General features: G+C 71.8%; 24 protein-coding genes and 1 tRNA gene. 10 read left to right on the forward strand and 15 right to left on the reverse strand.

Going from position 1 to position 25,342, the window contains the following annotated elements; genetic code table 11:
* Nucleotides 1–179: 179 nt before the first annotated feature.
* Nucleotides 180–3,383 (forward strand): S41 family peptidase, encoded by a 3,204-nt coding sequence (locus AC07BF_RS16730; protein ID WP_400811767.1) that lies wholly within the window; start codon nt 180–182, stop codon nt 3,381–3,383.
* A 49-nt stretch (nt 3,384–3,432) separates the two neighbouring features.
* Here the strand turns inward: AC07BF_RS16730 and AC07BF_RS16735 are convergent, their stop codons facing one another.
* Nucleotides 3,433–3,660, reverse strand: coding sequence for a hypothetical protein (locus AC07BF_RS16735; RefSeq protein ID WP_363583600.1), 228 nt, complete (start codon nt 3,658–3,660; stop codon nt 3,433–3,435).
* 173 nt (nt 3,661–3,833) lie between these two features.
* Between AC07BF_RS16735 and AC07BF_RS16740 the strand changes: the two genes are divergently transcribed.
* The gene (locus AC07BF_RS16740) at nt 3,834–4,640 is read left to right on the forward strand and encodes a phosphoribosyl-dephospho-CoA transferase MdcG domain-containing protein (protein WP_363583602.1); all 807 of its coding nucleotides are present in this window, start codon (nt 3,834–3,836) and stop codon (nt 4,638–4,640) included.
* 10 nt (nt 4,641–4,650) lie between these two features.
* On the opposite strand, the gene AC07BF_RS16745 is transcribed toward AC07BF_RS16740, so the two are convergent.
* Both AC07BF_RS16745 and AC07BF_RS16750 read right to left on the reverse strand, forming a co-directional pair.
* On the reverse strand, nt 4,651–4,956 hold the full coding sequence (locus AC07BF_RS16745) for a hypothetical protein (RefSeq protein WP_400986615.1): 306 nt from the start codon (nt 4,954–4,956) through the stop codon (nt 4,651–4,653).
* 326 nt (nt 4,957–5,282) lie between these two features.
* Nucleotides 5,283–5,411, reverse strand: coding sequence for a hypothetical protein (locus AC07BF_RS16750; protein WP_400811758.1), 129 nt, complete (start codon nt 5,409–5,411; stop codon nt 5,283–5,285).
* 102 nt (nt 5,412–5,513) lie between these two features.
* Here AC07BF_RS16750 and AC07BF_RS16755 point away from each other — a divergent pair, with 102 nt between their 5' ends.
* Together AC07BF_RS16755 and AC07BF_RS16760 are read left to right on the forward strand one after the other, a co-directional pair.
* On the forward strand, nt 5,514–6,341 hold the full coding sequence (locus AC07BF_RS16755; protein WP_363583608.1) for a helix-turn-helix domain-containing protein: 828 nt from the start codon (nt 5,514–5,516) through the stop codon (nt 6,339–6,341).
* Nucleotides 6,338–6,541, forward strand: a complete 204-nt coding sequence (locus AC07BF_RS16760) for a DUF397 domain-containing protein (RefSeq protein ID WP_363583610.1) — start codon at nt 6,338–6,340, stop codon at nt 6,539–6,541. The genes AC07BF_RS16755 and AC07BF_RS16760 overlap by 4 nt, the downstream gene beginning before the upstream one ends.
* 21 nt (nt 6,542–6,562) lie before the next feature.
* Here AC07BF_RS16760 and tgmC read toward each other — a convergent pair whose 3' ends face one another.
* The 6 genes from tgmC to AC07BF_RS16790 form a co-directional block, all read right to left on the reverse strand.
* A complete protein-coding gene (tgmC, locus tag AC07BF_RS16765) occupies nt 6,563–7,705 on the reverse strand; it encodes an ATP-grasp peptide maturase system methyltransferase (protein WP_363583612.1) in 1,143 nt (380 codons plus the stop codon).
* Nucleotides 7,702–8,673 (reverse strand): ATP-grasp ribosomal peptide maturase, encoded by a 972-nt coding sequence (tgmB, locus tag AC07BF_RS16770; protein WP_363583614.1) that lies wholly within the window; start codon nt 8,671–8,673, stop codon nt 7,702–7,704. The genes tgmC and tgmB overlap by 4 nt, the downstream gene beginning before the upstream one ends.
* A gap of 1 nt (nt 8,674) precedes the next feature.
* On the reverse strand, nt 8,675–8,947 hold the full coding sequence (gene tgmA / locus AC07BF_RS16775; protein ID WP_363583616.1) for a putative ATP-grasp-modified RiPP: 273 nt from the start codon (nt 8,945–8,947) through the stop codon (nt 8,675–8,677).
* 116 nt (nt 8,948–9,063) lie between these two features.
* Nucleotides 9,064–9,912 carry a helix-turn-helix domain-containing protein gene (locus tag AC07BF_RS16780; protein ID WP_363583618.1) on the reverse strand — a complete coding sequence of 283 codons (849 nt, stop codon included), beginning with the start codon at nt 9,910–9,912 and terminating at the stop codon, nt 9,064–9,066.
* A gap of 31 nt (nt 9,913–9,943) precedes the next feature.
* The gene (locus tag AC07BF_RS16785; protein ID WP_363583620.1) at nt 9,944–10,477 is read right to left on the reverse strand and encodes a DUF6879 family protein; all 534 of its coding nucleotides are present in this window, start codon (nt 10,475–10,477) and stop codon (nt 9,944–9,946) included.
* Complete coding sequence (locus tag AC07BF_RS16790) at nt 10,449–10,712, reverse strand: hypothetical protein (RefSeq protein WP_400844951.1); 264 nt, start codon at nt 10,710–10,712, stop codon at nt 10,449–10,451. Before AC07BF_RS16790 ends, AC07BF_RS16785 begins: the two co-directional genes overlap by 29 nt.
* A gap of 159 nt (nt 10,713–10,871) precedes the next feature.
* Here AC07BF_RS16790 and AC07BF_RS16795 point away from each other — a divergent pair, with 159 nt between their 5' ends.
* Nucleotides 10,872–11,420 carry a hypothetical protein gene (locus AC07BF_RS16795; RefSeq protein WP_363583624.1) on the forward strand — a complete coding sequence of 183 codons (549 nt, stop codon included), beginning with the start codon at nt 10,872–10,874 and terminating at the stop codon, nt 11,418–11,420.
* Here the strand turns inward: AC07BF_RS16795 and AC07BF_RS16800 are convergent.
* The 4 genes from AC07BF_RS16800 to snpA (AC07BF_RS16815) form a co-directional block, all read right to left on the reverse strand.
* Entirely contained in the window at nt 11,410–13,485 is a 2,076-nt protein-coding gene (locus tag AC07BF_RS16800) for a phosphocholine-specific phospholipase C (RefSeq protein ID WP_363583626.1), read from the reverse strand. The genes AC07BF_RS16795 and AC07BF_RS16800 overlap by 11 nt on opposite strands.
* Before the next feature lie 207 nt (nt 13,486–13,692).
* Nucleotides 13,693–14,352 carry a pentapeptide repeat-containing protein gene (locus AC07BF_RS16805; RefSeq protein WP_063349277.1) on the reverse strand — a complete coding sequence of 220 codons (660 nt, stop codon included), beginning with the start codon at nt 14,350–14,352 and terminating at the stop codon, nt 13,693–13,695.
* Between the two features lie 123 nt (nt 14,353–14,475).
* The gene (snpA, locus tag AC07BF_RS16810; RefSeq protein ID WP_350882593.1) at nt 14,476–15,099 is read right to left on the reverse strand and encodes a snapalysin; all 624 of its coding nucleotides are present in this window, start codon (nt 15,097–15,099) and stop codon (nt 14,476–14,478) included.
* Between the two features lie 392 nt (nt 15,100–15,491).
* Entirely contained in the window at nt 15,492–16,133 is a 642-nt protein-coding gene (snpA, locus tag AC07BF_RS16815; RefSeq protein WP_400986620.1) for a snapalysin, read from the reverse strand.
* A gap of 260 nt (nt 16,134–16,393) precedes the next feature.
* On the opposite strand from snpA (AC07BF_RS16815), the gene AC07BF_RS16820 reads away from it, so the two are divergent.
* Entirely contained in the window at nt 16,394–17,368 is a 975-nt protein-coding gene (locus AC07BF_RS16820) for a LysR family transcriptional regulator (RefSeq protein ID WP_363583632.1), read from the forward strand.
* Nucleotides 17,369–17,381: 13 nt separating this feature from the next.
* Here AC07BF_RS16820 and AC07BF_RS16825 read toward each other — a convergent pair whose 3' ends face one another.
* Both AC07BF_RS16825 and AC07BF_RS16830 read right to left on the reverse strand, forming a co-directional pair.
* On the reverse strand, nt 17,382–18,572 hold the full coding sequence (locus AC07BF_RS16825; protein ID WP_400844948.1) for a low temperature requirement protein A: 1,191 nt from the start codon (nt 18,570–18,572) through the stop codon (nt 17,382–17,384).
* Between the two features lie 453 nt (nt 18,573–19,025).
* Entirely contained in the window at nt 19,026–20,729 is a 1,704-nt protein-coding gene (locus AC07BF_RS16830) for an ABC transporter family substrate-binding protein (protein ID WP_363583636.1), read from the reverse strand.
* 345 nt (nt 20,730–21,074) lie between these two features.
* Here AC07BF_RS16830 and AC07BF_RS16835 point away from each other — a divergent pair, with 345 nt between their 5' ends.
* The 4 genes from AC07BF_RS16835 (at nt 21,075) to AC07BF_RS16850 (ending at nt 25,257) form a co-directional block, all read left to right on the forward strand.
* Nucleotides 21,075–22,055: an ABC transporter permease gene (locus AC07BF_RS16835; protein WP_400986623.1), complete on the forward strand. Its 981-nt coding sequence runs from the start codon at nt 21,075–21,077 to the stop codon at nt 22,053–22,055.
* A gap of 16 nt (nt 22,056–22,071) precedes the next feature.
* On the forward strand, nt 22,072–23,001 hold the full coding sequence (locus tag AC07BF_RS16840) for an ABC transporter permease (RefSeq protein ID WP_350882605.1): 930 nt from the start codon (nt 22,072–22,074) through the stop codon (nt 22,999–23,001).
* Nucleotides 22,998–25,070: an ABC transporter ATP-binding protein gene (locus AC07BF_RS16845; RefSeq protein ID WP_478333539.1), complete on the forward strand. Its 2,073-nt coding sequence runs from the start codon at nt 22,998–23,000 to the stop codon at nt 25,068–25,070. Before AC07BF_RS16840 ends, AC07BF_RS16845 begins: the two co-directional genes overlap by 4 nt.
* Before the next feature lie 113 nt (nt 25,071–25,183).
* A tRNA-Lys gene (locus AC07BF_RS16850) sits at nt 25,184–25,257 on the forward strand.
* Nucleotides 25,258–25,342: the final 85 nt, after the last annotated feature.

The raw sequence follows: 25,342 nt of genomic DNA on the forward strand, positions 1-25,342 counted from the left end.
ACGCGCCAGTGGGGGGGAGCGGCCCGGCCTGGCACCCAAGTTGGACTAGACCACTGAAGTGGATTCGACACTGCGGTGTCAATGGTCCAGACCGGTCCGCGGCCTACGCACCGTCCGCCAGGCAGCCCCGACGGGCCGCCCCGGTTGCCGGAGGTGACACCCCGTCGAAGGATGGAGGGGTGACCCCGCCCGGCTACCTCCGCTACCCCCACCTGCACGGCGGGCTGCTCGCCTTCACCGCCGAGGACGACATCTGGATCGCCCCGCTCGACGCCGACGGCGCCGCCGGCCGGGCCTGGCGGGTCAGCTGCGACCGCACCCGGGTCAGCCACCCCCGCTTCTCCCCCGACGGCCGCACCCTCGCCTGGACCAGCTGGCTGAACCTGACCCCCGAGGTGTGGACCGCCCCCGTCGAGGGCGGCGAGGCCGAACGGCTCAGCCACTGGGGCAGCCAGGACACCCGGGTGCGCGGCTGGCTGCCGGACGGCGAGGTGCTCGCCGTCACCTCCTACCACGAGCCGTTCGGCCACTACACCTGGGCGCACGCCCTGCCGCCCGACGGCTCCCCCGGCCACCGGATGCCCTGGGGCCCCGTCGGCGACGCCCAGATGAGCCGCGAACGCACCGTGCTGCTCACCGGCGCCGCCCCGCACGAGCCCGCCGCCTGGAAGCGCTACCGGGGCGGCGCCACCGGCCGGCTCTGGGCGGACGGCGAACAGATCCTGGCCGGCCACCCCGGCCACCTCGCCTCCCCCATGCCCGTCGCCGGGCGGATCGCCTTCCTCTCCGACCACGAGGGCATCGGCAACGTCTACTCCTGCCGCCCCGACGGCACCGACCTGCGCCGGCACACCGACCACGCCTCCTACTACGCCCGCGAGGCCGCCACCGACGGCACCCGGATCGTCTACCAGCACGCCGGCGACCTCTGGCTGCTGGACGGCCTGGACGCCCCCGCCCCGCGCCGGCTCGCCGTCCCGCTCGGCGGCGCCCGGGCCGGCCGCCGCCCGTACCAGGTCAGCGCCGCCTCCCAGGTCAAGGACCTGGCCTGCGACCAGAGCGGCCGGGCCGGGGTGATCACCGTGCGCGGCAGCCAGTACTGGCTCACCCACAAGGACGGCCCGGCCCGCGCGCTCGCCGACACCCCCGGGGTGCGGACCCGGCTGCCGGTGATCCTCGGACACACCGGCGAGGCCGCCTGGATCACCGACGCCGAGGGCGCCGACGCGATCGAGGTGATGCCGCTGCCGGGGCACGAGGAAACGGAGAAGCACCGCCACCGGGTGCTCGCCGCCGACCGGATCGGCCGCGTCCTGGAACTCACCGCCTCCCCCGACGGCGCCCACCTCGCCGTCGCCGCCTCCGACGGGCGGCTGCTGCTGGTCGCCGCCGCCGACGGCGCCGTCCGCGAACTCGCCGCCTCCGGCTACGGGCCGGTCTCCAGCGCCCGCTTCTCCCCCGACTCGCACTGGATCGCCTGGTCCCAGCCGGTGGCCGGGCGCTCGCTGCGCCGGATCCGGCTCACCCGCACCGAAGCACCCGGGCCGGTCACCGAAGTCACCGACGGCCGCTTCGAGGACGAGCAGCCGGTGTTCACCCGGGACGGCCGCTACCTGGCCTTCCTGTCCTGGCGCGGCTTCGACCCCGTCCACGACGTGCACACCGGCGACCTCTCCTTCCCGCTCGGCTGCCGCCCCTACCTCGTCCCGCTCACCGCCGACACGCCGTCCCCGTTCGCCGCGCCCGCCGAGGACGGCGCCCCGCGCGGCAACGGCGGCGGCGACGGCACCGTCCGCGTCGACCCGCAGGGCATCGGCGAGCGGCTGCTGCAGTTCCCGGTGATCGCCTCCAAGTACTCGGCCACCGACGCGGTGCGCGGCGGCCTGGTCTGGCTGCGCTGGCCGATCTCCGGCACCCTCGGGCAGACCTTCGCCAGCCCCGACGACACCTCCGGCCGCCCCTCGCTGGAGTACTTCGACCTCGCCCGGGGCACCCGCACCACCCTGGTCGACAAGCTGGACGGCTACGCCGTCTCCGGGGACGGCGGCTCGATCGCGGTCTACTCGGCCGGGACCCTGCGGATCGTCCCGGTCACCGGTGGCGCCGGCAGCACCGTCGACCTGCGGCGGATCACCCACACCGTGCACCCCGCCGCCGAGTGGCGCCAGGCCTACCACGAGGCCGCCCTGATCGTCCGGGACCAGTTCTGGGACGAGCGGATGTCCGGCCTGGACTGGCCCGCCCTGACCGCCCAGTACGAGCCGCTGCTGGACCGGGTCTGCTCACCCGACGACTTCGCCGACCTGCTGCGCGAACTCCTCGGCGAACTCGGCACCTCGCACGCCTACGTCACCCCGTCCCGGCGCGCCGAAGGGCCCTCGCTCGGCCAGCAGCCGCTCGGCCTGCTCGGCGCCAACGCGCACCGCTCCCCCGACGGACGCTGGCTGGTCGAGCGGGTGCTGCCCGGCGAGACCTCCGACCCGCGCGCCCGCGCCCCGCTCGCCGCCCAGGGCGTCCGGGACGGCGACGAACTGCTCGCCGTCGGCGGCCGCCCGGTGGACCCGGTGCGCGGCCCGCTGCCGCTGCTGGCCGGCACCGGCGGCACCACCGTCGAACTGGCCCTGCGTAGCAGCCCGGACGGCCCGGTACGGCGGATCACCGTCACCCCGCTGACCGACGAACGGGCCGTCCGCTACCAGGACTGGGTGACCAAACGCCGCCTCTTGGTCCGGGAGTTCAGCGACGGCCGGTGCGGCTACCTACACATCCCGGACCTCGGCGGCTCCGGCTGGGCGCAGTTCAACCGCGACCTGCGGCGCGAGCTGGACAAGCCCGCACTCGTCCTGGACGTGCGCGGCAACGCCGGCGGCAACGTCTCCGAACTGGTCCTGGAGAAACTCACCCGGCACGTCCTCGCCTGGGACTTCGGCCGGGACCGCCAGCCGGTCCGCTGGCCCCGGCACGCACTGCGCGGCCCGCTCGTGGCGCTCGCCGACGAGGCGACCAGCTCGGACGGCGACGTGGTCATCGCGGCGATCAAGCTGCTCGGCCTCGGCCCCGTCGTCGGCAACCGGACCTGGGGCGGGGTCGTCGGGATGACCGGGCGGCACACCCTCGGCGACGGCACCCGGATCTCGGTGCCCAAGAACGCCTCCTGGTTCGAAGGCGGACTCGGCTGGTCGGTGGAGAACCGCGGCGTCGAACCGGACGTGCACGTGCTGCGCACCCCGCGCGACTGGGCCCGCGGGCGCCACCCCGAGCTGGTCGCCGCCGTCCAGCTGGCGCTGGACCTGCTGGAGGACGCGCCCGCCGCGGCTCCCCCGCCGGAGGACACCCCCCGGCCGGACCTGCGACGCCCGCCGCTGCCGCCGCGGGCGCGGTGACCTGGGGGCTTGGGGCTTGGAGCTTGCGGCTTGGGGGTCTTCTGGGGTTTCAGCCCCAGGGGTCGCCCTCGGCCGTCATGTTCTCGGCCGCGCGCCGGTCGGCCTCGTCCTGGGCGGCACGCCGCTCCGACTCGCGGGCCTCCTGGGTCTCGCGGGCCCGCTCGATCTCGGGGCTGTACGCGTCCACGGCCTCGTCGTGGGCGATGGCGGCACGCTCGGCGGCGTCCTGCCCGGTCGCCTCGTGCGCCTTGTGGCGGAACCTGTCGAAGATGCCCATGACTCCTCCTCCGAACGGATACCGGGCTTCCCCCACTCTCACACCGGGCACCCGGAGCCGCACGTTGAGCCTTTGGTCCCTGGTGAACGCGCCCAACGGCCGTGGCGCGGAGGCGGGCACCCGGCGCAGATTGGAGCCGTCGGCCGAACTGACGCCACCGTCTGGAGCCCACCGTGACCGTCGCACCTTCCGCCCGCCAAGCCCGTCGCACCGCCGAGGACCCCCACGACGGGCCGCGCCGGCGGGTCGGGCCGCTGGCCGCGCTGGACGGGCGGCTGCCCGGCACCCACGACCTGCTGCTGATGCAGTGCCCCAGTTCGCTGCGCCCGCTGGCGGGCGGCGAGCTGCCGGACTGGACGCGGGCCGTGCTGCGGGTGCACCCCTGGGTGACGGTCGGCCGGGCCCCCTCCCTGGTCGGCACCCCGGCGGACGTGCCGCACCCGCAGCGCTGCACCCGGGACCCGGAGGCCGCGCCCGAGCAGTGGATCCCGGCGATCGTGCGCGGGCCGCGCCCCGGACAGCGGCTGGACGCGCTGGCCCCCTGGGCCGCGGTGGCCCGGACGCTGCGCCCCGAGCAGCTGGCCGGGCGGTGCGGGCGGCTGGACCCCGAGCGGGTCGCCGGGATTCCGGCGCTGGCCCTGCTGCCGGCGGTCGGCCGGCTGGTCGCGGACCACCGGCTGTCCTGGGGCCCGATCGGCGCGGTCGGCTACGAGCTGGGCACCGGCGTGCCGGTCGCCGGACCGCTGAGCCCGCTGCGACTGGTCCTGCGCACCCCGCACCCGATCAGCCGCCGGGACGCGCTGCAACTGCGGCGGGCGCTGAGCAGGCTGCCGGTCCCGGTGCAGGCCGAACTGGAGACCCGCTACGGCTCGGTGCAGCTCGCCGAGTACGCGGCCTCGCCGTACACCCTCACCCTGCTGACTCCGGACGGGCCCCGGGAGGTCCGCGACCCGTGGTTCCCGCGCGGCCCGTTCGTCTGAGCCGTCGTAATTAGTTGGGACGGTTGGGCGGTCGGGGCGCCGCCCGAGGTCGGCGGCGGGGCGCCGGGGCGAGGTGGAGTCCGGCCACTGCCTCGGACAGCTCGGCGTGCAGGGCGTCCCGGGCGGCCTCGTCGCAGGTCTGCCGGATGTGCCATTCCTCGGCGAGTGTCCGTTCCACCGCCGCGACCGCTCGGCGCCGTTCAGGGCTGAGCCACAGGACCGGCGGCGCGAACTGGAGGTGTGTACCCCAGAGCCACAAGCAGGTGACCCGAGCCTTACGCATCAGGCCGAGGAACGCGCGCCCGAACATCGGCATCGCGGTTCACCACCTTCCGGACTTTCCGGCGACCGAGGACGACGAGGGGCTCCTCGAACGGCTGGTTCGCCAGGTAGCCCGACGACCAGGCGACGCCCCACCGGGCGCAGTTCGGGCAGTTCCACGTCCGTCCGGCCGCGTTGGCGTCGTTGAGCAGATCGACCGGGGCGCAGCAGTCCGGTGCGGGGCAGGTCGGAGGGTCGGTCATCGGCGGCGGTCCCGGCTGAGTCGCCGCCGGGTGGCCCGCCGGATGATCGGTTCGGACGCGACGACGCCGAACATGAGGACTACGGCCAACACGTCGACGCCGAGCGCCGGTTGGCGCTTCACGCGGTCCGACCACGGGGCTCGGCGGGGACGCCCATGTAGACGACGTCCCTGCCGGTCGTCCCGTCCTCGACCAACTCGCCGACCTGCGGGCGGTAGAGCGGCCCGGTCGGGGACTCCTTGCTCACCACAGCTGACTCCGTTCCGTAGTTTAATGACTACCCGGGGTCGCCACTGTCCTCTAGCATTGGACGTCCTTCAACCTCTCAAACGTGCTTGGAGAGTGGTTCATGAACAAGGCCGAGCTGGACCCCGACTCGTCTCCAGCCGCAGAGTTCGGTGCGTTCCTCCGCAGCTCACGAGAGGAACGGGGTTGGCGGCAGGAAGATTTGGCGAGCGCCATCGGCTATTCACCCACGCACGTGTCAGCCGTGGAAACTGGTCGACGTCCCCCAACACCGCGCCTGGCTCGCGAACTTGACAAAGCCTTCGGATGGGATCGCGTGTTCGCCCGCAAGGCGCTCGACCTCAAGACCTCGGCGCTCCTCGAAGGCTTCCCGGAGTACGTCGCGCACGAGTCAAGGGCGGTGGAACTGAGACTGTTCACCTTGGGTATCGTGCCGGGGCTGCTTCAGACCATGGACTACGCACGGGCCATCGCGGCGGGCGCGCTCCGGCGGGGCAGCATCACGGAGGACCAGGCTGAGGAGCGGGTTGCCTACCTTGCGCGCCGACAGGCGAACTTGCGCCGGGAAACCCCTCCGCTGATCCACGTCGTCCTGGATGAGAGCTGCATCCGACGGCCGGTCGGCGGAAAGTCCATCATGGCCGCCCAGCTCGACGAGCTTGCAGCCTTCGCCCGGATGCCCAACACCGTTCTCCAGGTGGCTCCGTACGCCATAGGCGAGGAACGATCGTTCGATCTCCCGGTGAACATCATCACCCTTCCGGACCGATCGCTGATGTCCTACGCCGAATCAGCGCAACAAGGGAACCTGGAACGGGACAGCGGCGCAGTACCGCCGATCCTCACGGCCTACTATCAGCTACAGGCCCTCGCACTCTCACAAGCCGAGTCTGTGGCCCTGATCAGCCAGCTGAGAGAGGAACTACCGTGACCGCCGAGCCTCAGTGGTTCAAGTCTTCGTACAGCAGCAACGGCGGCGACTGCATCGAGGTCGCGGGGAACTTGATCCCGTCCGGGACCGTCCCCGTCCGAGACTCCAAGGACACCGACGGCCCGGCCCTCCTCTTCGCGACCGAGGCCTGGCAGTCCTTCGTCTCCGCCCTCCGAGCCGGCGAGTTCGACACCGCCTGACGCCCGGTCTGAGCACAAGGGTCAGATCGGCAGGTTCCAGCCCGGTCCGTCCGCACTTCCGATCCAGACCCGCTGCCCGGCCGCCGAGACCGTCATGCCGAACCCCTCCTGGTGCGGCTCGCCGGCCCGCTGCCAGGCTTCGACGGCGTTCTCCACCTGGTCCCAGAGCCGGAGCGGGCCACGCTGAACCACGGCCCATCCCCCGTCAGGGTTGGACATGGTCCGGGCCTGCGATCCGGTGGCCACGTCGGAGAGGATCTGGTGCCCGCCGGCTCCCATCCGTTCGGCCGAGGGCGCCGCGAGCTGGGCGACCCAACTGCCGGTCCACGTGCCGATGACCTCGGGGTCGATCCGCGACGGACGTTCGTCCCCCGGAAGCAGCGAGAGGCTTTGGCGTGGCGGGCGGTCGTGCGGGCGGGCGATCATGAAGCTGGTGTAGCCGGGCATGAACAGCCCCGTCCCCTCTCCCGGGGCCGTCACGACCAGCCGCACGAGTCCGAACCCGAGCCCCCACCCGGACAGGGTGGCCAGGATGACGCCGCCGGGCTTCACCTGGTGCAGCCAGCGGGGTGGCAGGTACCGGACCGCACAGGTGGCGATCAGCCGGTCGTACTCGCCCCCGTCCGGGTCGCCGAGCAGCCCGTCACCGATGACCAGCCGGGGAGCGAACCCCGCCGCCTTGATCGCGGCAGCGGCAGTGGCGCCGACCGCCGGGTCGTACTCGATGCTGGTCAGGTTGGCGTCCCCGAGGCGGTGCGCGCCGAGGGCGGTCGAGTAGCCGGTCCCCGTGCCGATCTCCAGCACCCGGTGCCCGGTCTCGGCGCCGAGCTGGTGCCACATGCGCAGCACCAGCGACGGCAAGGTGGACGATGACGACGGAGTCCCGATCACCGCCCCCTCGGCCACGTCCTCGGGGCGGGTCCGCCCGTCGAGCTGGGTGACCAGCGTCTCGTTCGAGTAGACCTGCTCCAGCCAACCAGGGTCGGTCCTGTGCACCGGGCGGTACGCGGTCGGATTGCTTCCCGGGACCGCCGCGAAGAACGATCCGACGAACAGTTCCCGGGGCACCGCCAACGCGGCGGCCCTCCAGGCCGGATCGTCGACCGCATCGTCCCCGGTGAGCCCGTCCACCAGGGCGGCGCGGAGCTGAGCCGATGCGCTCACGAGTCGGGGCCCTTCTCCAGTTGGTCGGCGATGGCGTGGGCAATCGCCGAAGCGGTGTCGACACCCTGCCAGGCCCATTGGCCGTTGGGGTTGCACTCAAGGAAGTACCAGTCACCTGCGGCGGTCACCGCGAAGTCGAACGCACCGTAAACCAAGCGGAGTTCGTTCAGATAAGCGATCACAGAGCGCGCAACGGGCCCGGGCACTTCGATCGGCGTACACGTCATCAGGTCTTGACGCTCGCGCCAGTCGAGATCGGGACTGCCGATCCGGACACCGAACAACCGGTCACCCACGGCGGTCACCCGCACGTCGAACGACTTGGACACGGCGGCTTGGAACATGTGCGGACACACGGACACGGCGTCGGTGATCTCGGCCGGATCGACTTCCCGTACCCACACCGTTTGCGCAGTGCCGTCGGGGGCTCGGTACCGGCTGTCCCACACCGGCTTGTAGACGGCTCCGCCGGACTGGTCGGCGCAGAACCGGCGCGCTTCGTCGGTATCGGCGGTGATGACCGTGTTCGGCACCAGGAAACCGCTCCGGCCCGCCACGACAAGCTGTGCGGGCTTGTACTCCGCGTTCCGGATGTGCCACGGGTGATTGACGTAGTGGGCGTCGGGAAGCGACGCGAAGATGCCGCCAGCACCCCAAAATGCTTGCGCACTGGTGAACTTGGACGCGTGTTCGTCCAGTCCCGGCGGCGCCCGGTAGGGCGAGGGCCGGCGGACCCAGACCGACCGCACCCGAGTGAGGTCGAGTTCCCGGCTTGATGTGCGGAGAGTGCCCCGCTGCTCGCTCCTGCTGTAGTGGGCGGTCAGCGAGGCACCCCCGAGCAGATCGGCACCGGGGTCCACCCGGACGACCGGGACTCGGCGCTCGGCCAGGATGCGGAGCACCACATCGGCCGTCACGTCGTGCGCGTTGGTCAGGACCAGGACAGCCCGGTGTCGATCCTGCGCCATGTCAGCCGGCGCCCTGGTCCTGGTCGTTCGCTGGCATGCTGTCCATGTCGGTGGGTGCGCTCTGCCCGCCGCTCTGCCCGTCACCGCCGCCCGTGTTCGTGGGCGTGCTGGTCTCCGTGCTGGTGCCGTGCGCCCCCATCTCGACCTTGCGACCCTGATCGTCCACGAACACGGCAACCTGCGTTTCGGGGTCGATCACGGCCGAGACGGCAGGGACCGAGCGGGTGTCCGGGTACGGACCCATTCGGGTCGTGCCCCACGGTGCGGTTGTCATCTGTGCTGCGCCTCCATGTTCTTCGTTGCCGTGCTCTTCCACGGCCCGAGCAACACCAACGACGGTAGGGAGAAGCCACGCCCGGCCTCAACGAAGTTGCGAGATATTGCGCCGATTCACCCGAGAGTGTCGAGCGCGGCTGTGATCACGGCGCGAGCCGCGTCCCCGTAGACGGCCGCTTCGGACAGCTGGACGAACGCCTTGGCGTAGTCGGCCAGTTCGCGAGGCTGCCTGACGTTGATCTCGGCTGTCAGGGTCTCCACCACGGCGTGCCGGTCATCGAACAAGTAGAACGCTTCCAGCGGCCAGACGGTGCGCTGGGCGGTGAACGGAACGATCCCGAGGGAGACGGTGGCGAGCGGCCCCACAGTGAGCAGGTGCCGAAGCTGGCCACGCATCACCTCGGTATCGCCGATGCGGTACCTCAGCACTGACTCCTCCATCGACACCACGAACCGGCGGCCGCCCTCGTACAGGAACCGGCTGCGGGCCACGCGGGCGGCAACGGCCTCTGTCACGTCGTCGGGAGTTCCCTGGAACTGCGTGATGGAGCGCATCAAGGCCGTGGCGTAGGCCGGCGTCTGGAAGAATCCGGGCACGACGTTGGACACGTACACCCGGCACAGACGGGCCCGCTCGTTCAGCGCGTAGACGTCCTCCTGGACCTTGCGCATGCCGTTGCGCTGGAGCCGACGCCACTCCATGTACATCGACTCCACCGCGCGCGCCGTGGCAATGAGGTCTTGCACCTGTTCCTCGGCGCCACAGGCGATGCACCAGGCCCGAACGTCCGCATCGGAAGGGGCCGTTTTCGCGGAGAGGATGCGCGAGGTCTTCGCCGGGTGCCATCCACACCGGGCAGACAGTTCTTGCCCCTTGAGGCCGGCGTCCAGCATCAGCTCGCGCAGACGCGCGGCAACGGCGGCGCGGGCGGCCTGCGCGCTGGATGAGGGAGAAGCGGGCATGAACTGGCTGTCCGGTGGGATATCGCAGAGGTCAGACGGTGTATTCCGGGTGGTCGATGCCCCGCTCCCAGACGGCTTCGAAGGCCGAGACGCAGAGCTTCACCACCGCCGGGTCCTCGGACAGTTCATATTTGGGGTCGGCCCAGTCCCCGACGCCGGTGAAGTGGTTGAACTCGACCAACCGGCCGTCGAAGACCCAGAAGTCATTGCCCGGTAGTGCGATGTCCGACGCCCGGCGGCGCGGAAGCCAACGGACCTGTTCGCCGGCCGCGACGTTCACGGCGGTCCCGGCGTGCTCGAAGCGGATGTAGTCGGTCACCGGCTCCGAAACGATCCGGGCCCTGCGCATGACCACGCCCCGGCTGACGGCCTCCCGGACGAGAGGCACCCACCCGGCCCAGCCCTCGGACTCGGGGTCGAGATCGGGGTGGACGCCGCTCCGCTGGAAGCGTGCGAAGTCCGTCGACTCATCGCCCACGCCGTACCAGTCACGCATCTCCAGGTGCACGGCCGAGTGTTGCGCGGCCTTGAGCAGGTCAGAGAAGTCCGGAACGTTCTGCGTCATCGAGTGCCTTCCTAATGATCGCCGCCATGCGGAGCGGGATACGGACCACGGCCTCACCCTCGGGGACGCCGATCGTGTGGCCAGGAACCCACTCGGTCGTGCTGACCTCGGTCAGCAGTTCCTCCCTGGGCTTCCAGCCCTGGAACACCAGCTCCCGCTCGTGGTCGTCCACCCACACCGTCGGCGATCCGTTCCCCTGGGTCTCGGGGTCCATCCCGTTGAACCGTAGTGCCATCGGGTCCTCCCGTGCCAAGCCGGTTGCGCGTCCTTGCATTACCGTTCCGCAGAGATGACGGACATTCAAGAGCGCAAGGGGAGCAGGCCGGCGCATTCGGAGCGGGTCCGACGCATCTCGCAAGCGGCACATCCCTTGCGAGTGGAAGGCAGTAAGAGAATGGGCGAGTTCACTCCTGAGGCCGCCGAAGCGCTGAAAACCGCGGCGGCCATCTGCGGACCGCTGGAGCTGGAGGAGATCAGCAACCGGCGGGGCTCGGCGGTCTGGAAGGCGACCGGTCCGCGGGGCGTCGCGAGTATCAAGCTCGGCACCGGCGAGGCCGCCGAGGTCACCGCGCGGGAAGCCTCGGTGCTGGACCAGCTCCCCGGCTACACCGTGACCGCCGGCCGGTTCGACGACGGCGTCTGGTTCGTCACCCCGTGGCTGGTCGGACCGTCCACCTGGCAGGCCCTCCGCCCCCTGCGCAAGGGCGAAGGAGGGCGGGACGAGGCCCTGGCCGCTGCGGTCGGGCTGTGCCGCGCCGTGGCAGACCTCCACGCCGAAGGGTGGGTGCACGGAGACCTCCAGCCCCAGCACGGCATCCACGGTGGCGACGGGACCGTGCGACTTCGCCGTCCGATCCCCCTGTTCGGTCCGCCCAAGACCCCACTGCCCGGCGAGGCGGGTAGTGGGGTCTCCGTCCATGTAGCAACGACCGTCAGCCGGTGACGCTGGGGGTGCCCGTCTCCAGGTGGCCGGTGAAGCGCTGGGACCAGCCGGCGTCCGCGTCCACCGTCACCGTGAAGTCGTACCAGCCGTTGTTATAGGCCACGGCGTTGAAGAAATCGGTGACGTTGCCGCCGGCGGGGACCTGGTACGTCCAGGGGCCGTCCGTCCGGTAGTTGTTGGAGGCGATGGTGAAGGTCAGCGGCGTCGTACCGGAGTTGGCGAGCTTGAAGTAGACCGCCAGCTTGCCCGTCCCCGGCTCGACCGCGTACGAGGCGGTGACGGCCGCGTTCTTGCCGGCCTTGGTGGCGTCGCCCTTGAAGCGGCGCAGGAAGCGGTTGGGGCCGACGACGGTGAGGTCGTAGGGGCCACCGCCGAAGTTGGTGCCGCAGTTGAAGAAGTCGCTGGTGGTGCCGCCCGGGTCGACGGTGTACTGCCAGGGGCCGCCGCTGCGGTAGGCGTTGGCGTAGGCGGCGAAGTGGGCGGACTTCGCTGCTGCCGTGCCCCCGTTGTCCATCGTGATCCAGACCTTCATCACCCCGCCGGAGCCGAACTCCAGGTGGTCCAGGTTGGCGTTCGGCTGGTACGGCAGGGCGCGGGCCGGCCGGGTGCCGGTCTCCTGGATCGGCAACTGGTTGTTGATCGGGGCCGGGTTGGGCAGCGGGCCGCACGCCGACAGGCCGATGGTCTGCGAGGTGTCGGGCAGCCCGGGCAGGCCGTAGACCGGGTTGGCGAAGTCGAACGCGCTGGTCAGGTCGCCGCAGACGCGGCGGCGCCAGTCGCTGATGTTCCGGCATTGCGCGGGCGTGCCGAGGGCGGCCGTCCAGGTCTCCAGGAAGCGCAGCACGGAGGTGTGGTCGAAGGTCTCGGAGTTGACCCAGCCGCCGCGGGTCCAGGGCGAGACGGCGATCATGGGGACGCGGAAGCCGAGGCCGATGTTGGTGCCGTTGTAGAACTCGCCCGGGGTGCCGGCGGGGGCGGCCGGCGGCGGGACGTGGTCGAAGAAGCCGTCGTTCTCGTCGTAGTTGATGAACAGGACGGACGAGTTGAAGACGTTCGGGTCGGCGTTCAGCGCGTCGATCACCAGGTGGACGAAGTGCGCGCCGTCGGCCGGGGTGGCGTACGGGTGTTCGGAGGAGGCCTGGTCGGGGACGATCCAGGAGACCTGCGGGAGGGTGCCGTTCAGCACGTCGGCCCTGATCGCGGCGGCGATGTCGTCCGGGGTCCTGCCGGTGGCCTTGGGCACCGAGCCCATGCCCTTGACGGCCAGCGGGCTGCCGGCCGGGGCGCCGGAGAACTGGGTGAAGTACGCGAGGGCGTTGTCGCCGTAGTTGTCGGCGGCGTTCTGGTAGACCTTCCAGCTGACGCCGGCGCTCTCCAGTGCCTCCGCGTAGGTCTGCCAGCGCAGGCCCTTCTCGTCGCCGCCGTCGTACGCGGGGCCGCCGGCGCTGCCGGCCGGGTCGATCTGGCCGGACCAGTGGTAGGTGCGGTTGGGGCCGGTCGCGCTGAGCACGGAGCAGTGGTAGGCGTCGCAGATGGTCCAGTTCTCGGCCAGCGCGTAGTGGAACGGGATGTCCTGGCGGGTGAGGAAGCCGAGGGTGCGGACGTTGCCCTTGGCGGCGACCCAGGAGTCCATCTTGCCGCTGTTCCAGGCCTTGTGCTGATCGCTCCAGCCGTGGCTGAGGTCACCGTTGCATTGGGCGAGGCGCTCGGGGTCGGCGCCGCCGGCCGGCTTGGTCTGGCTGAACTGCCACGGGTACTGGCGGCCGAGCAGGCCGTTGGGCTGGTTGAAGACGCTGTAGCCGCCGGCTATCTGGATGGCGCTGCGGTCGGCGAAGCCGCGCACGCCGCGCAGCGTGCCGAAGTAGTGGTCGAAGCTGCGGTTCTCCTGCATCAGGATCACCACGTGCTGCACGTCGTTGATGGTGCCGGTCTGCTGGAGCGTGGCGGTGGAGGCCACCGCGGGCGCGCCGGGGGCGGCCCCTGCGGCGCTGGTGCCTGCCACGGCGAGTCCCGCCGCGGCGGCACCGGACAGCGTGACGAACTTCCTACGACTCAGCTCGGCCATCAGCCCGGCCCGTCCCTTCACTGGCGATCTGGCGATGTTGTGTACACAAGTCGGGGCTCATCGATCGCGCAGCATCTTCCACCCCGGCCGGAGGCGTCCACCAGATGCGCGCGGCAGGGTTGGCGGACTGTTCGTCCGGGTGTCACCGAGCGACGCCGGGCTGAACGGGCGGCGGAAACGCCGGGGAGGGACGGAGCGGGCGGCTGGTCAGCGGTCCTTGACCTCGATTCCCAGCGCCTGGGCGAACTGCGGTGCCAGCTCCAGCAGTTGGGTGGAGCTGATGACCGCGCCGCGCAGCCCCTGGTGGCCGTCCGCGAGTCCGAGCCGGGCGGCCCCGCGCAGGTCGGTCTTCTTCAGGGTGGCACCGCGCAGCCGGACCTCCTCCAGCGTGGAACCGGGGAAGGACACCTCGGTCAGCTTGGCCTCGCCGAAGTCCACGTCGCGCAGCAGGCAGTCCTCGAACACGACGTCCCGCAGCACGGCCGCCCGCAGGTTGACCGCCTCCAGCTTGCAGCCGCGGAACACCACCCGGCGCAACGCCGAGCCGTATCCGGCGACCCCGGCCAGCACGCCGCCGACGAAGGCGCTGTCCTGCCACTCGGTGTCGCTCAGGTCGCAGGCCACCCAGCGGCCGGCCTGCACCCAGACCTCGTTGAAGCGGGCCTGGCGCAGCTTGACCCCGCTGAGCGCGACCCCGGTGAAGGCGCACTCCAGGAACGCCGCCCCGGCCGCCGACTCGTCGGTGTGCTCGCCGCCGTCGAAGTGCGTGGTGTCGTACCGCTCGTCGCTGCGCAGCCGCCCGGTGTGGGGGCGGAGCAGGTCCGCGTACGGCAGGTCGGTGAGCTGGTCGGGGGCGGAACGCGGCATGGCGGCGGCACCTCACGGTCGGGGGCGAACGGGTCTCGCCCGAATGCTCGCACGCGGCACCGACAACGCCCCGGACCGGCCGCAGCGGACTGCGGCCGGGCCGAGGTGTGGTCCTCAGAAAGGTCAGCCGCGCGCCCAGAGGGAGTTGACGCGGCTGCGCTCGGTGCTGTTCGGGTACGGGTTGGTGCAGGAGGTGCCGGGGCCGCCGCCGGACATCAGCTCGCTGCACGGGCCGGAGTAGTGGTCCGGCAGGCCGAGCACGTGCCCGGTCTCGTGCGCGGTCACCCGGACCGAGTTGTACTGCCGGTTCTGCTGGTAGTCGAGGAAGACGTAGCCGCGCCCGTGGCCGTCGGTGCTGGCGTAGGAGCCGCGGCTGTCGTTGCCCTCGTAGTACGAGAAGTCGCCGCCCGAGCCGGCCCGCAGCTGGACGTTGCTGACCGAGCTGTTCCAGATCTGCGCGGCGTTGGCTATCTGGGTGCGGAAGGTCGGTGCCGAGCTGGCGTCGTAGGTGACGACGACGGTCGCCAGGTTCGGGCTGGCGGCCTGCTTGGCCTTCGCGGAGGCCATCACGGCCTGGAAGAACGCCTGGTTGTTCGCGGCCTCGGCGGCCGAACCGGCGTACGTCGAGGCGGTGTAGCCCTGGACGGCCGGGCCGGGGGTGGCGGCGGACGCGGCGGTGGCGGGCAGCACGGCGAGACCGGCCGCGAGGGCCAGGCCGAGGGTCGCGGACAGCACGGATCGCTTCATGTGGGGGCTCCGATTCCGGTGGTGCCGTGGCCGGTTGGGGGCCGGCCCTGGGGGACACCTGGTCAGCGGGTGATGTCCCCAGAGCTTCGGGCAGCCCGGCGGGCGGGCGGATGATGTCAACCCGCGATAGCTTCGATCAATACCCCTTGCGGAAAAGGGGTTTGAGATGTCTTTAACCGGCCTTGACTCGCGCGTGCCCCTGGCATTCCGCTCCACCGGCGGTTAGGCTCCCGATCGGGGAAGCAACCGAGCGGCGGGCCACCCGATTCCGGCCGGGCGGCCCGCCGCACCCGAAGGGCATCGGCAACTTCCTTGGCGCCGCAACGAGTTCGCGGGCTCCTCCGATTCGAGGGCTTCCCCAGTTCACGGGCTTGCCCAGTTCACGGGCTTGCCTAGTTCACGGACTCGACGCCGTTCGACCAGAGGCTGTCGACCTGGCCGCGCTCGTTGCTGTCGGGGTAGGGGTTGGTGCAGGACGGGCCGGGGCCGCCGCCGGACATCAGCTCACTGCACGGGCCGGAGTAGTTGTCGGGCAGGCCGAGCACGTGCCCGGTCTCGTGCGCGGTGACGCGCAGCGAGCTGTACTGCTGGTTCTGCTGGTAGTCGAGGAAGACGTAGCCGTGGCCGTGGCCGTCGGTGCTGGCGTAGGAGCCGCGGCTGTCGTTTCCCTCGTAGTACGAGAAGTCGCCGGTGCCGCTGCTCACCTGGAGCTGGACGTTGCTGACCGAGCTGTTCCAGATCTGCGCGGCCTGGGATATCTGGCTGGTGAAGGAGGGCGCGCTGGCGGTGTCGTAGGTGACGGTGACGGTCTGCAGCCACGGGTTGGCTGCCTGCTTGGCCTTGGCGGAGGCCATCACGGCGTGGAAGAACGCCTGGTTGTTCGCGGCCTCGGCGGCCGAACCGGCGTACGTCGAGGCGGTGTAGCCCTGGACGGCCGGGCCGGGGGTGGCGGCGGACGCGGCGGCGGCGGGCAGCACGGCGAGACCGGCCGCGAGGGCCAGGCCGAGGGTCGCGGACAGCACGGATCGCTTCATGTGGGGGCTCCGGATTCGCGGTACGCCGAACCGCCGGGGCCGGTGGGGGCCGGACACGGCTGCGGCGACGGTGGGGGCGCCCCGGTGGGGCCGGGGCGGATTCGCTGTCCCTGAGCTTCGACCCGCCCGGGCCCGCGGCGGATGATGTCAACCGGCGATAGCACCGCCGCATACCGGCGGGGCCCGCGGCGCGCCCTCCCGCCGCGCCTTGTTCTGTCATGTCCTTGGCGACAAGGCCGGGTGGCGTCTATGCTCCGGGCGTGGAGCTCGACGTGAGACACCTCCGGGTGGTGTGCGCTATCGCCGACACCGGCAGCCTCCGCAAGGCCGCGCTCCAGCTCGGCATGACCCAGCCCTCCCTCACCACCCAGCTGCACCGCATCGAACGGGCCATCGGCGGCACCCTGTTCACCCGCGAGCAGACCGGCAGCCGGCCCACCGCGCTCGGCCACTCGGTGCTGTCCCGGGCCCGGCCGGTGATCACCGAGATGGCCGCGCTGGTGGCCGCCGCCCGCCAGGAGGCCCGCGACGCGGCCGGCCCCGGGCGGCAGCGCCGGCTGCGGATCGGCAGCGTCGGCAGCCGGGCGGTCGCCGCCTGGCTGCGCCGGGTGCACGAACGGCTGCCGGACACCGACACCACCATCCACGTCGACGTCTCGGCCAGCGCCCTGCTGCGGATGGTCGCCGCCGACCAGTTGGACGTGGCCTTCGTCTACGAGAGCGAGGGCTTCCCGCTACGGGTGCCGCCGGACGCCGAGCACCGGGTGCTGATGGCCCGTGAGCCCCAGTTCGTCGCGCTCGCCGCCGGACACCCGGCCGCCGCCCGCCCGGTCGTCCACCTGACCGACCTCGCCGAGGACACCTGGATGGTCGACCCGACCGCCGACCACGAGTACGCGGCGATGCGCCGGGTGTTCAGCGATGCCGGGCTCAACCCCCGGGTGGTCCAGGTGCGGGACAACGCCACCGCCGCCGAACTGGTCGCCTCCGGCGAGGCCGTCCGCCCCTGCCAGCCGACCTCCGCCCCCGGTCCCGGCACGGTGGTGCGCCCCGTGTACGGGGACCCGCTGGCCGTCCGACTGCTGCTCACCTGGCGCCCCCGCGCGCTCAGCCAGCCCGCGCTGGACGCGCTGTACGGCGAACTGCGCGCCGCCTACCTGGACCTGGCCAAGGTCAACCCGGCCTACCTGGCCTGGCTGGCCCGGCACGAGCCGATCCTGCTGGACTGCGCCTGAGAATCAGCCCCCGTCAGCCCTCCCGACTGTGCAGCAGCACGCCCACCGCCACGGTCAGCGCGCAGACCAGGCCCGCCACCAGCACACCGGAGCCCCCGAACGCCGTGCAGGCCAGCACCAGCACCGCCCCGGTCGGGGCCAGCGCCTGCGCCAAGCCGGTCTTGGTGTGCCGGGAGTGCAGCAGCCAGACCGTGAGCAGGTAGAGCGCGGTGGGCACGGTGACCGTCGCGGTGGCGGCCGTCGCGGAGATCTCCGCCTGGTGCACGGCCGACTCCACCGCCACCTCCAGTCCGGTGCCGATCGCGGCGGCTGCGCCGAACACCAGGTAGTGGCCGTACCCCCAGGCGAAGGCCTGCCGGTTGGAGCGCAGGTGCTCGTGGACCGGCCGGGCGAAGTAGATCCACCAGGCCGCGAAGCAGATCAGCAGGCCGCCGATCGCCACCGGCAGCAGCCGGCCCAGCTCCTCGTGCTCGTCCACCGCCGACTGCACCGCGACCGTCGCGGCCGCCACCGTCTCGCCGAGCACGATCAGGGTGAACAGCCCGTACCGCTCGGCGATGTGGTGCGGGTGCCAGGAGGTCTGCATCCGCAGTTCGGCGACCACCGGCACGGCCAGCTCGCACAGCACCCCGAGCGGGATGACCACCGGCCGGACGGCGTCCGGCAGCAGCACCACCACCACCCAGCCCACCTGGCAGATCGCGATCCCGACCGCGTACCGCACGGCGACCCGGCGCGCCTCGCCCTGCTCGCTGGCCGCCGCCCGCAGCCACTGGGTGACCATCGCCAGGCGCATCACCACGTACCCGGCGATCGCCAGCGTCAGGTCCTGGGTGGCGAACAGCCGTGGCACCCCGGCCGCGAGGACCAGCACCCCGGCGATCTGCACCAGCGTGGTGACCCGGTACGGCACGTCGTCGCAGTCGTACGCGGAGGCGAACCAGGTGAAGTTCATCCAGGCCCACCAGATCGCGAAGAAGGCGATCGCGTAGCCGCGCAGGCCGTCGCCGTAGTGGCCGGCCGCCAGGGAGTGGGCGAGCTCGCGCCCGGCCTGGCCGACGGCGACCACGAAGCAGAGGTCGAAGAAGAGTTCCAGCGGGGTGGCGACCCGGTGCGGCTCGTCCCGGTCGCGCGGGACCATCCGGCGCACCGGGGGCGGGTCGACGGGGCGCGGGTGGGGGGCGGCGGCGGATTCGCTGGCCATCGGTGCTGCTCCGGGTTCGGGAGGGTCTGGCTGTCCCGCGCATCCTGGCAGCGGCCCGGGCCCCGCGCACGCACCGGCGCGACGGGCGCAGCGGTTCGCGGTCCCGGGATCGATTGCGCCTTTCGTTCGCTTTTTTCCTTGCCGTCAGCCGTAGTTGACGCCCCGGTGCGCGAACCGGGTGACAGCGCGGCGGGTTTCCGGGCGCGCCCCGCGCGCTGCGCCGCGGCCGGCCGGACGGCCCCGCTAGATTCGTCCCCGGTTGGAAGCGAGCGCGGGCCTTGCGGGGCCCCACGACACGGGCGGCCTGCGGGCAACGCGGAAGGTCAAGGCCGGTGGCAGGAGAGCGGGGGCGGCAGAGCCGGCCTTCCCGTGTCCGTACCACCGGCCTCGTGATCACCGCGCTGCTCGCCAGCGCCTGCCGCCCGGTCGCTCTCGCCGCGTCCGCGGCGGGGGCTACTTCTCCCAGCCGACCTTGGCGTAGTCCTCCCCGGCCAGGCCGAAGGCGCCGTAGTTGGCGAGGCCCTTGCGCGTCGCCACCACGGTCGGCCGCTGGTAGAGCTCGACGGTGTGGCCGAGCTCCCAGATCTTCGCGTCGGCCTGGTTGTAGAGCTTCGCGGCCTCCACCGGGTCGACCGTCCCGGCCGCCTTCTTGAGCAGGTCGTCGACCTCCTGGCTGCCGATCCGCGAGGGGTTGTTGAAGGTGTTGTCCCCCACCGGCAGACGGAAGTTGCCCAGGCTCTTGGAGAGCGGGAACGAGTCGGTGTTGCGCCAGCTCGCGATCTCGAACTTGCCCGGGTTCACGTACTTGGTGAAGAAGTCGTTGGCGGGCACCTTGTCCAGGCTCACCTTGACCCCGGCCTGCAGCCACATCGCGGCGGCGGCGGTGGCCAGGTCGATCTGGGCCTGCGGGGTGGACTCGTTGACCGTCCAGTGCAGTTGCAGCGACTGGCCGTCCTTGGTGCGCGGCTGGCCGGCGCCCGCCTCCTTCCAACCGGCGTCCTCCAGCAGCTTCTTGGCGGCGGGGACGTCGAACTTCGCCCACTCGCCCGAGTTGTCCTGGTAGCCGGTCTGGTTGGGCATGAAGATGTGGTTGCCGAGCGGCTTGAACTCCACCGGCACCCCGTTGTTGGCGATCTTGATCAGCGCGGACCGGTCGAGCGCCTTGCCGAGCGCCTGGCGGACCTTCTGGTCCGCCAGCGCGCCGCCGGAGCCGAAGGAGATGTGCACCTCGTCCCACGGGCTGGCGGCCCGGATCGCGGTGTCCTTGGCGTCCTTGAGCTGCCCGTACGCGGCGGCGGTGCCGGCCGTGGCGAGGTCGATCTCGTTGTTGAGGTACGACTGGGTGGTCGCGGACTGGGTCATCACCCGGAAGGTGATCTTGTCCGCCTTGGCCTTGGTGCCCCACCAGGCCGGGTCCGGGACGAGCGTGAGGGTCTGCGCGGTCTTGTCCGCCACGCCGATCTTCAGCGCGCCCGCGGTGATCGGGATCTTCTCCACCCAGCCCTTGTTGAAGTCGTCCGGGGTGGCGATGCCGGCCGCCGGGATCAGCGGGCGGAACAGGTTCTGCCAGTCCGCGTACGGCTCGGAGAAGGTGACCTTCACCTCGCTCGGGTCGGCCCCCTGCTCGACGGCGGAGATCTGCTCGTAACCGGACGGGTCGGCGATGTTGTACGCCGGGTCCTTGCCGTTGCTGGCCTGCCAGTCGGCCTTGAAGTCCAGGTAGCTGAGCGGCTTGCCGTCCGACCACTTGGCCTTGGGGTTGAGCTTGTAGGTGATCACCTCGGGCGAGGTCGAGGTGACCTTGGCGTCCAGCAGGTAGTCGGCGTTGGGCTGGAAGGTGCCGGAGGCGTCCGTGTTGAAGAGCGACGGCTCCAGGGCGCGCATGATCGAGACCGCGTCGCCGTAGGTGCCGTCCACCTGGAGCGGGTTCCACTGGGTGATCCACTGGTACAGCGGGAACCGCACCTCGCCGCCGTCCTTGACCTGGTCCAGCGGCTTGGCGTTGATGTCCTGGGAGTCCTGCCGGGGCGGCTCGCTCTTCGCCACCTTGTCGGCCGAGCCGCCCCCGCCCGAGGTGCACGCGGTGACCGCCAGCGCGACGGCGACGGCGAGGGCAGTCGCCCGGCCGAGGCGGCGGGCCGTGGTGGAAGCGTCCATGGAGTCCCCCTGGTGAGGTCTTCGAAACGGGCGGTAACGGGCAGTTGTGCCGCGCGAGGTGTGGCGGGGCTTGAGCGTGGGCAGCCAAGTCGGCACCGAGCCAGCAGAACGTAACAGCCGATCAGTTCCGTCACCAGGGGGAGGACCGCACACCTGATCCAGAAGTCATCCGCGGCAATACTGCCGCAACACCCCGGCCGCGCACCGCTGCCAGACTCTGACCTGCGCTTTCCCCGTACCGCCTCGTCCTCCTGCCGTCCGAAGGCCTGAACGGGCCCCGACCGAAGGCCACCACCCGATGCCCACCAGACGCGTCGGCCCCTCCCCCACCCCGGGCGGCCGTTGATGCTCCGTTACCTGGCGAAGCGCCTGAGCTACTACGCGGTGCTGCTGATCGCCGCCGTCTTCCTGGCGTACGCGATCTCCGCGACCGCCCTCCAGCCGCGCACCTACTTCGACGCCAAGGTCCCCCGCCCGGCCGCCGAGTCGGTCGAGCGCCAGCTCACCGCGCTCAACCTGAACGACCACACACCGGTCGTCGAACGCTTCGGCCACTGGGCCGACGGGCTGCTCCACGGCGACCTCGGCCGGACCATCCACGACACCCCGGTCACCGACGACTTCGGCCGCCGGGTCTGGGTCTCGCTGCGGCTGCTGCTGCTCGGCAGCCTGCTCGGCATCGTGCTCGGCATCGCCGCCGGGGCCTGGAGCGCCGTCCGCCAGTACCGGATCTCCGACCGGCTGCTCACCGTGCTCTCCTTCGTCCTGCTCTCCACCCCGGTCTTCCTGGTCGCGCTGTTCCTCAAGAACGGCGCCATCGCCGCCAAGGACGCGGCCGGCCACGACGTCATCCCGTTCACCGGCTACGAGACCCCCGGACTGACCGGCGGCCTCGGCGCCCACCTCGCCGACTGGGCGCTGCACCTGCTGCTGCCCACCATCTCGCTCGCGCTCGGCGGCCTCGCCACCTACAGCCGCTACCAGCGCGGCACCATGCTCGACGTGCTCGGCTCCGACTACCTGCGCACCGCCGAGGCCAAGGGGCTCACCCGCCGCAGGGCGCTGGTCAAGCACGGGCTGCGGACCGCGGTGATCCCGATGTCGACCATGTTCGCCTACAGCTTCCTGGGCATCTTCACCGGCGCGATCTTCACCGAGACGATCTTCGGCTGGCACGGCATGGGCGAGTGGCTGATCCAGTCGATCAACGAACAGGACGTCAACTCGGTCGTCGCCGTCAACCTGTTCACCGCCGTCGTCGTCCTCGCCTCCGGCTTCCTCGCCGACACCCTGCACGCCGCCCTCGATCCGCGCGTGCGGTCCTGACCGGAGGTGAACTGACGTGACCACCGTCGCCGTGGAACCGGCCGCCCCGGCCGCCGCCCCCCGCACCACCGGCCGGGCCCGGCTCGTCCTCGCCCGGCTGCTGGCCGCCCGCGGGGCCGTCGCCGGAGCCGTGATCGTCCTGCTGCTGTTCGCGCTCGCCTTCGGCGGGCCGTACCTCACGCCCTGGGACTACGCCGCCCCCGACTTCGGCGCGCTGCACCAACCGCCGTCCGCCGAGCACTGGTTCGGCACCAACGGGATCGGCCAGGACGTCTTCGCCCAGACCGTCCGCGGCCTGCAGAAGTCGCTGGTCATCGGCCTGCTGGTGGCCCTGTTCTCCACCGTGCTGGCCTCCCTGGTCGGCGCCTGCGCCGGTTACTTCGGCGGCTGGGCCGACCGTGCGCTGATGTTCGCGGTGGACCTGCTGCTGGTCTTCCCCAGCTTCCTGATCATCACCATCGTCTCGCCCCGGCTGAAGAGCGCCGGCTGGATCGCCTTCGTACTGCTGCTCGCCCTGTTCAACTGGATGATCACCGCCCGGGTGGTCCGCTCGATGACCATCTCGCTGCGCGAGCGCGAATTCGTCCGCGCCGCACGGTTCATGGGAGTGCGGCCGCTGCGGATCATCACCCGCCACATCCTGCCGAACGTCGCCTCCTTCCTCATCATCGACGCCACCATCGCGGTCGGCGGCGCCGTGATGAGCGAGACCGCGCTCTCCTACTTCGGCTTCGGCGTCAAACCGCCGGACGTCTCGCTCGGCACCCTGCTCGCCGCCGGGACCAGCGAAGCCCCGGTGTTCCCCTGGCTGTTCTACTTCGCCGCCGGGCTGCTGGTGCTCTTCGTCCTCGCCGTCAACCTGATCGGCGACGGGCTGCGCGACGCCCTCGACCCCACCGCCGGGGGCGCGCCCCGCCGCCGCTCCGCCCGGAGGAAGAAGCCGTGACCACCACCGTCGACACCCCCCTGCTCGCCGTCAGCGACCTGCGGGTGGACTTCGCCGGGCCGCACGGCCCCGTCCCCGCCGTCCGCGGGGTGGACCTCACCCTGCGGCGCGGCGAGACCCTCGGCATCGTCGGCGAGTCCGGCTCCGGCAAGTCCGTCACCGCGCTGTCCGTGCTCGGCCTGCTGCCGAGGACGGCCGGCGTCCAGGGCTCGGTGCGACTGGACGGGCGGGAACTGGTCGGGCTGCCCGGCAAGGAGCTCGCCGCGATCCGCGGCCGCCGGATCGCCATGGTCTTCCAGGACCCGCTGTCCGCCTTCACCCCGGTCTACCGGATCGGCGACCAGATCGCCGAGGCCGTCCGCATCCACCAGCGGGTCGACCGGGCCGCCGCCCGCCGCCGGGCCGCCGAACTCCTCGACCTGGTGGGCATCCCGGCCCCCGAACGGGCCCTGGACAGCTTCCCGCACGAGTTCTCCGGCGGCATGCGCCAGCGCGCGATGATCGCCATGGCGATCGCCAACGACCCCGACATCCTGCTCGCCGACGAGCCGACCACCGCGCTGGACGTCACCATCCAGGCCCAGGTGCTGGACGTGCTGCGCACCGCGCAGCGGGAGACCGGCGCGGCCCTCGTCCTGGTCAGCCACGACCTCGGGGTGATCGCCGGGATGGCCGACCGGGTCGCGGTGATGTACGCGGGGCGGGTGGTCGAGACCGCCGGGGTGGACGAGCTGTTCGCGGCCCCGCGCCACCCGTACACGCTCGGCCTGATCGGCGCGGTGCCCCGGCTGGACGGGCTCGGCGGCCCGCTCGTCCCGATCCCCGGCGCACCCGCCCCGATGGCCGACCTGCCGCCGGGCTGCCCGTTCGCCGCCCGCTGCCCGCTGGCGGAGGAGCGCTGCTCGGCGGCGGAGCCGGAACTGGCCGGGGCCGACGGTCACCTGGCGGCCTGCGTCCGGTCGGCGGAGCTGGCCGAGCGGCGGCCCGCGCCGGCCGACGTCTACCCGGTGCCGGCGCTTCCGGCCCCGTCGGCCGCTCCGGAGGACCGGGGGGACCGGAGCTCGCGGGCGCCGGTGCTGGCGGTGAGCGGCCTTGGCAAAACGTTTCCGCTCCTCAAGGGCACGGTGTTCAAGCGCCGGGTCGGCGAGGTCTACGCGGTGGACGGCGTCGACCTGGACCTCCGGGAGGGCGAAACCCTCGGCCTGGTCGGGGAGTCCGGCTCCGGCAAGTCCACCACGCTGTTCGAACTGCTGAACCTCACCGCCCCCGAGACCGGCCGGATCGAACTGCTCGGCCACGACACCGCCGAGCTCTCCCGCGCCGAGGCCCACCGGCTGCGCGCCCGGCTGCAGATCGTCTTCCAGGACCCGATGGCCAGCCTCGACCCGCGGATGCCGATCGGCGACATCATCGCCGAACCACTGCGCGCCCAGCACGCCGCCCGCGAGGAGATCGCCCGCCGGGTGCCCGAACTGCTGCACCAGGTCGGCCTCGACCCGGACCACGCCGCCCGCTACCCGCACCAGTTCTCCGGCGGGCAGCGCCAGCGCGTCTCCATCGCCCGGGCCCTGGCCGTCCGGCCGAAACTGCTGGTCCTGGACGAACCGGTCTCCGCCCTGGACGTCTCCATCCAGGCCGGGGTGCTCAACCTGCTGCAAGCGCTCAAGGCCGAACTCGGCCTCTCCTACCTGTTCGTCTCGCACGACCTCTCGGTGATCCGGCACCTCGCCGACCGGGTCAGCGTCATGTACCTCGGGCGGACGGTCGAACAGGGCGAGGTCTCCGCCGTCTTCGACCGCCCCCGGCACCCCTACACCCGCGCCCTGCTCTCCGCCGTCCCGCTGCCCGACCCCGCCGCCGAGCGCGCCCGCGACCGCATCCTGCTCGCCGGCGACCCGCCCTCCCCCACCGAGCGCCGCACCGGCTGCTCCTTCCGCACCCGCTGCCCGGTGTACGCCCGTCTCGCCGACCCGGCCGCCCGCACGCGGTGCGAACAGGAACGGCCGGCGCTCCTCGACGACACCCCCGCACAGGACCACCAGGCGGCCTGCCACTACCCGGAGTCGTAGCCGGCCGCGGGTGATCGCCGCGGGTGATCACTGCGGACGATCACTGCGGGTGACCACCCGAAAGCGATTCGGCGGATCGACCGGGTGCCGTGTAAAGTTCTCCGGGTCAGCAGGCGCCGCTAGCTCAGTTGGTTAGAGCAGCTGACTCTTAATCAGCGGGTCCGGGGTTCGAGTCCCTGGCGGCGCACATGGCAAGGTCTCAGGCCGCTCACTTCGGTGGGCGGCCTGAGACGTTTCAGTGGGCGTCGCGGCGGGTGCCCGGTCTCAGAAGG

It is taken from the genome of Kitasatospora sp. NPDC043950, from assembly GCF_056435345.1.